We start from the raw sequence: 6,245 nt of genomic DNA on the forward strand, positions 1-6,245 counted from the left end.
CCCCTCGCCGGTGCTTCCCTCACCCTCGGATCACCCCGGGCCTCCCCCCTCACCTCTCCTCGCGCCGACCGTGAGCGAAACGGTCTCCGTGCTGGTCTGATCCACTGGACCTCAGCCCGTGGGGGAGGAGAATCGGGTGTACCAGCCGCATATCGCCGGTGTATCCGAAAGGTGGCGATCGACATGGCTGAACACCCGCACGCGGCCCTGATCCGTAGGGGCTACGACGCTTTCTCCCGTGGGGACATGGACGCCCTGCGCGCGATGATGACGGGCGACTGCACGCACCACGTGCCCGGCTCGCACCCGCTCTCCGGGGACTTCAAGGGCCTCGACGCGATCACGGACATGTACGGCAGGCTCTTCTCGGAGACGGCCGGGACGATGCGCGTCGAGTTGCGCAGCGTGCTGGTCGACGGCCGGGGGCACGCCGTCGCGATGCACCGTGCCACCGCCGACCGCAAGGGCAGACACCTGGACGACGACGGGTGCATCGTCTTCCGGATCGTCGGCGACAAGATCACGGATCTCGACGAGTGCGTGCGGGACATCGACGTGAGCGACGAGTTCTGGTCGTGACGGCCCGGACGGGCGACATGCCGAAGGCCCCGGCTCCCGCCCTGGGGAAGGGCGGTGGCCGGGGCCTCGGACACAAGCAGGTCAAGCTGGGTGAGCCCGTACCCGCGTGGCGAACGCAGGCCGCGTACAGGCTCGGGGTGCCGGACGGGAGCGGATGAGAGAGGGCCCGCTCTGGACCCCTCCGGCGATCAGATCAGTTGAGGGTTCAGCCCTTGAGGGTCTCGACCTTGGAAGCAAGCGCCGACTTCTTGTTGGCGGCCTGGTTCTTGTGGATGACGCCCTTCGCGACGGCCTTGTCGAGCTGACGCGCGGCAGCGCGCTGGTACTCGGTGGCCTTCTCGACGTCACCCGCGGCAGCAGCCTCGCGGGCCTTGCGGATCGCGGTCTTCAGGGAGGACTTGACGGCCTTGTTGCGCAGCCGGGCCTTCTCGTTGGTCTTGATCCGCTTGATCTGGGACTTGATGTTCGCCACGAATGAGCCTTTGCAGGTTCAGGCGCGGGGCCGTGAAGGTCCCGAGCCAGGTGATTTTCTGAGGTGTGCCTCGCGCTGAGAGGGCATGAGACACAGCTGCCCAGACTACCAGTGGTGCCGTGAGTGGCCCAAACCGGTCCCCGGTCGCCGCCCATGGGACCATGGAGCCTACGTATCGATCCGACCCGAGGCATAAGGCGCCTCAAGAGACAGGACCCTGCGTGCCCGCGACCCCTAAGAATGTGCCCGAGCCGAGCCGTACCGCCCCGGCTCTGATCCGCAATTTCTGCATCATCGCGCACATCGACCACGGCAAGTCCACGCTCGCCGACCGGATGCTCCAGCTGACCGGTGTGGTCGAGCAGCGGCAGATGCGTGCTCAGTACCTCGACCGGATGGACATCGAGCGCGAGCGCGGCATCACGATCAAGTCCCAGGCCGTGCGTCTGCCCTGGGCCCCGACTCAGGATCCGGGCAACACGCACATCCTCAACATGATCGACACCCCGGGGCACGTCGACTTCACGTACGAGGTCTCGCGGTCGCTCGCGGCCTGTGAGGGCACCGTCCTCCTCGTCGACGCCGCCCAGGGCATCGAGGCCCAGACCCTCGCCAACCTGTACCTGGCGATGGAGAACGACCTCACGATCATCCCCGTGCTGAACAAGATCGACCTGCCCGCCGCGCAGCCCGAGAAGTTCGCCGAGGAGCTCGCGAACCTGGTCGGCTGCGACCCGGACGATGTGCTGCGGGTGTCCGCCAAGACCGGTCTCGGCGTCGACGCGCTGCTCGACAAGGTCGTCAAGGAGATCCCGCCCCCCGTCGGCGTCGCGGACGCCCCCGCCCGCGCGATGATCTTCGACTCGGTCTACGACTCCTACCGGGGCGTCGTGACGTACGTGCGTGTCATCGACGGTCAGCTCAACAAGCGCGAGCGCATCCGCATGATGTCGACGAACGCCACGCACGAGCTGCTGGAGATCGGCACCAACTCGCCCGAGATGCTCTCCGCGGACGGTCTCGGCGTGGGCGAGGTGGGATATCTGATCACCGGTGTGAAGGACGTCCGCCAGTCCAAGGTCGGCGACACCATCACCACCCTGAACAAGGGCGCCACCGAGGCGCTCGGCGGGTACAAGGACCCCAAGCCGATGGTCTTCTCGGGTCTGTATCCGCTCGACGGCTCCGACTACCCGGAGCTGCGCGAGGCCCTCGACAAGCTCCAGCTCAACGACGCCGCGCTGGTCTACGAGCCGGAGACGTCGGCCGCGCTGGGCTTCGGCTTCCGCGTCGGCTTCCTCGGCCTGCTGCACCTCGACGTGATCCGTGAGCGCCTGGAGCGCGAGTTCGGTCTCGACCTCATCGCCACCGCCCCGAACGTGGTCTACCGGGTGCTCATGGAGGACGGCTCCGAGCACGTCGTCACCAACCCGAGCGAGTTCCCCGAGGGGAAGATCTCGGAGGTGTACGAGCCGGTCGTGCGCGCCACGATCCTCGCGCCGAGCGAGTTCATCGGCTCGATCATGGAGCTGTGCCAGACCCGGCGCGGTGTGCTGCTCGGCATGGACTACCTCTCCGAGGACCGCGTCGAGATCCGTTACACGCTGCCCCTCGCGGAGATCGTCTTCGACTTCTTCGACCAGCTGAAGTCCAAGACCCGCGGCTACGCCTCGCTCGACTACGAGCCCACCGGCGAGCAGACCTCCAGCCTGGTCAAGGTCGACATCCTGCTGCACGGCGACAAGGTCGACGCGTTCTCCGCCATCACCCACAAGGACGCCGCGTACGCCTACGGTGTGCGGCTGGTCGCCAAGTTGCGCGAGCTCATCCCGCGGCAGGCCTTCGAGGTGCCGATCCAGGCGGCCATCGGCTCGCGGGTCATCGCCCGCGAGACCATCCGCGCCATCCGCAAGGACGTCCTCGCCAAGTGCTACGGCGGCGACATCTCCCGCAAGCGCAAGCTGCTGGAGAAGCAGAAGGAAGGCAAGAAGCGGATGAAGATGGTGGGTTCCGTGGAGGTTCCGCAGGAAGCCTTCATCGCGGTCCTGAGCAGCGACGACAGCGCGGGATCCGGCAAGGGCAAGAAATAGCCCTTTCGGCGCAGGAGTCCGGGGCCCGTCGTGCGTGAGCGCGGCGGGCCCTGTCGCTGTATCCAGGAGAAAGTGACGGTCCGGAGCCCCTTACGCGCTGGCCAGTCGCCCTCTACTCTGATCCCTGCTCGGTAGTTACTCGTGAGTTAAACAACAGCCGCGGTCAACAACAGCCACCGTCAACAGCAGCCGCGTCGAACGACGCCGCAACGAGCCAGCCGCACCGTCGCGGGCCCCGGAGGATGTCGTGAGCGACACACAGACACTGATCGAGAACCGTCCGCCGTCCGTCGCGGGCCTCTTCCTGGAGCGCGTGGCGGCCACGCCCGACGCGGAGGCCTACCGCTACCCGGTGCCGGCGGCGTCCGGCGAGGGTCCGGACGACTGGAAGTCGCTGAGCTGGGCGCAGTCCGCCGAGCGGGTCTACGCGATCGCGGCAGGCCTCATCGAACTGGGGGTGCAGGCCGAGCAGCGGGTGGCGCTGGCCGCCTCGACCCGGATCGAGTGGATCCTCGCCGACCTCGGCATCATGTGCGCGGGGGCGGCCACGACCACGGTCTACCCGCAGACCAACGCCGACGAGTCGGCGTTCATCCTCTCGGACTCCGAGAGCCGGGTGCTGATCGCCGAGAACGCCGCCCAGCTCGCCAAGGCCGTTCAGAAGCGCGCCGAGCTGCCCGCCCTCACCCATGTGGTCGTCATCGACCCGGCCGGCGTCGAGACCGCGGACTGGATCCTCACCCTCGACGAGCTGGAGAAGCGCGGCGCGGCCCGGCTGGAGAAGGAGCCCGGGCTCATCAAGGACCGCGTCGCCGCGATCACCTCCGACCAGCTCGCCACCCTCATCTACACCTCCGGCACCACCGGTCGCCCCAAGGGCGTGCGCCTGCCGCACGACAACTGGTCGTACATGGCGAAGGCTATCGCCGCGACTGGCCTGATCAGCGGCGACGACGTGCAGTACCTGTGGCTGCCGCTCGCGCACGTCTTCGGCAAGGTCCTCACCTCCGGGCAGATCGAGGTCGGCCACGTCACCGCCGTCGACGGCCGCGTCGACAAGATCATCGAGAATCTGCCGATCGTCCGGCCCACCTACATGGCGGCCGTGCCGCGCATCTTCGAGAAGGTCTACAACGGGGTCGCCGCCAAGGCCCGCGCGGGCGGCGGCGCCAAGTACAAGATCTTCCAGTGGGCCGCCGAGGTCTCCCGCGAGTACGCCAAGGCCGCCCAGGACAACTTCCGGCGCACCGGCAGCATGGCCGTCCCCTTCGGGCTCGGAGCCCGGCACAAGGTGGCCGACGCGCTGGTCTTCGCCAAGATCCGCGAGGCCTTCGGCGGCAACCTGCGCGCCTGCGTCTCCGGATCCGCGGCCCTCGCCCCGGAGATCGGCTACTTCTTCGCGGGCGCCGGGATCCACGTCCTGGAGGGATACGGCCTGACGGAGTCCTCCGCCGCCTCCTTCGTCAACCCCGGCGAGGCCTACCGCACCGGCACCGTCGGCAAGCCGCTGCCCGGCACCGAGGTGCGCATCGCCGAGGACGGCGAGATCCTGCTGCGCGGCCCCGGCATCATGGAGGGCTACCACAAGCTCCCCGAGAAGACCGCCGAGGTCCTGGAGGCCGACGGCTGGTTCCACACCGGCGACATCGGCGAGCTCTCGCCCGACGGGTACCTGCGCATCACGGACCGCAAGAAGGACCTGATCAAGACGTCCGGCGGCAAGTACATCGCGCCCGCCGAGGTCGAGGGACAGTTCAAGGCGGTGTGCCCGTACGTCTCCAACATCCTGGTGCACGGCGCCGACCGGAACTACTGCACGGCGCTCATCGCGCTGGACGAGCCGTCGATCCTCGACTGGGCGAAGGAGAACGGCCTGGCCGGAAAGTCGTACGAGGAGGTCGTCGCCGCGCCCGCGACGGTCGAGCTCGTCGACGGCTACGTCAGGCAGCTCAACGAGGGTCTCCAGCGCTGGCAGACCATCAAGAGGTTCCGGCTGCTGCCCCGCGACCTCGACGTCGAGCACGGCGAGATCACACCGAGCCTGAAGCTGAAGCGGCCGGTCGTGGAGCGGGAGTACAAGCACCTCATCGACGAGATGTACGCCGGAGCGCGCGAGGCGTAGCGCGGGCGCGCGGGCCGGGGCGGAATCCGCATGCTCGGATTCCGCCCCTCAACCGTGCGTCATCGCACACATGCGTACACCCGCGCGGCACGCTTCGCGCCCGGGACGGCCCACTTCGGTAACCCAGCGCTCATGACCGGGACCGGTCTGTCACCCTGAGGGCATCCGAACCGTCCGGGGAGCTGCGCATGGGGGCCATTCCGACGCAACGGGAGACCGCCTCCCGGGCCGGTGGCGCGCCCGCGCACGCGCCCGGGCTTCCCTCCGTCCGCGCCGCCCTGGCCGGGAGCCCCCTCGCGCCCGGCGCCGCCCGCGACCTGGTGCGCGCGGCGCTGTCGGAGTGGGCGGGACCGGGCCGGCCGCTGGCCGGGGAACCCGGCGCACGCCTCGCCCAGGACGCGGTGCTCGTCGTCAGCGAGCTCGTCACCAACGCCGTCGTGCACGCCGGCACCGATGTGGAGCTGGCCTGCCGGCTGGAGGACGAGCCCGGCCCGTCCGGCGGCTGCCCGGCGGTCGTGGTCGAGGTGGGCGACCACCACCCCGCCAGGGCCCCGCGTGACGGCGCCGGCGAGACGCCGTGCGAGATCCCCGAGTACGGCCGGGGGCTACGGCTGGTCGCCGCCCTGGCGGACGCCTGGGGGGTGACGTACCGCGGAGGGACGAAAACGGTCTGGGCGCGCCTCCTGCCGACCGCCGAGCCCCCGGGCCCGGCTACCGCCCCGGACCCGGCCGCTGCCGTCGACCCGGCCACCGCCGCCGATCGGGCTGCGGCCCTCGACCCGGCCGCTGCCCCGGACCCGGCCACCGCTCGCGATCCGGCTCGCGCTCTCCGCCCCGCCCTCGACCCGGCGCTCGGCCTGGAGCCGGGCACCGGCCACGGCGGCGGGCACGGCCCCGCGGGGTGCGCCCATGACGGCCTCCCGACGCTCGCCGCCCCCGGACACGGCGGGCCCGGGCAGGGCGGGCCCGGGCCCGCCGTGTC

The 6,245-nt window shown here is 69.9% G+C and carries 5 protein-coding genes; 4 read left to right on the forward strand and 1 reads right to left on the reverse strand.

The annotated features are described in order from the left end of the window. Positions 1 to 183 precede the first annotated feature (183 nt). Positions 184 to 579: a nuclear transport factor 2 family protein gene (locus KMS84_RS37530; RefSeq protein ID WP_256921034.1), complete on the forward strand. Its 396-nt coding sequence runs from the start codon at positions 184 to 186 to the stop codon at positions 577 to 579. Between the two features lie 205 nt (positions 580 to 784). Here KMS84_RS37530 and rpsT read toward each other — a convergent pair whose 3' ends face one another. Further along, positions 785 to 1,051, reverse strand: a complete 267-nt coding sequence (gene rpsT, locus KMS84_RS37535) for a 30S ribosomal protein S20 (RefSeq protein ID WP_256921035.1) — start codon at positions 1,049 to 1,051, stop codon at positions 785 to 787. A 221-nt stretch (positions 1,052 to 1,272) separates the two neighbouring features. Between rpsT and lepA the strand changes: the two genes are divergently transcribed. The 3 genes from lepA to KMS84_RS37550 form a co-directional block, all read left to right on the forward strand. Beyond that, positions 1,273 to 3,141, forward strand: coding sequence for a translation elongation factor 4 (lepA, locus tag KMS84_RS37540; RefSeq protein ID WP_256921036.1), 1,869 nt, complete (start codon positions 1,273 to 1,275; stop codon positions 3,139 to 3,141). 247 nt (positions 3,142 to 3,388) lie between these two features. After that, positions 3,389 to 5,263, forward strand: coding sequence for an AMP-dependent synthetase/ligase (locus KMS84_RS37545; RefSeq protein ID WP_256921037.1), 1,875 nt, complete (start codon positions 3,389 to 3,391; stop codon positions 5,261 to 5,263). 188 nt (positions 5,264 to 5,451) lie between these two features. Beyond that, positions 5,452 to 6,245: ATP-binding protein (locus tag KMS84_RS37550; protein WP_256921038.1), on the forward strand; the 794-nt coding region annotated here is incomplete at its 3' end.

It is taken from the genome of Streptomyces hilarionis (assembly GCF_024539675.1).
GTDB classification, from domain to species: Bacteria; Actinomycetota; Actinomycetes; order Streptomycetales; family Streptomycetaceae; genus Streptomyces; species Streptomyces hilarionis.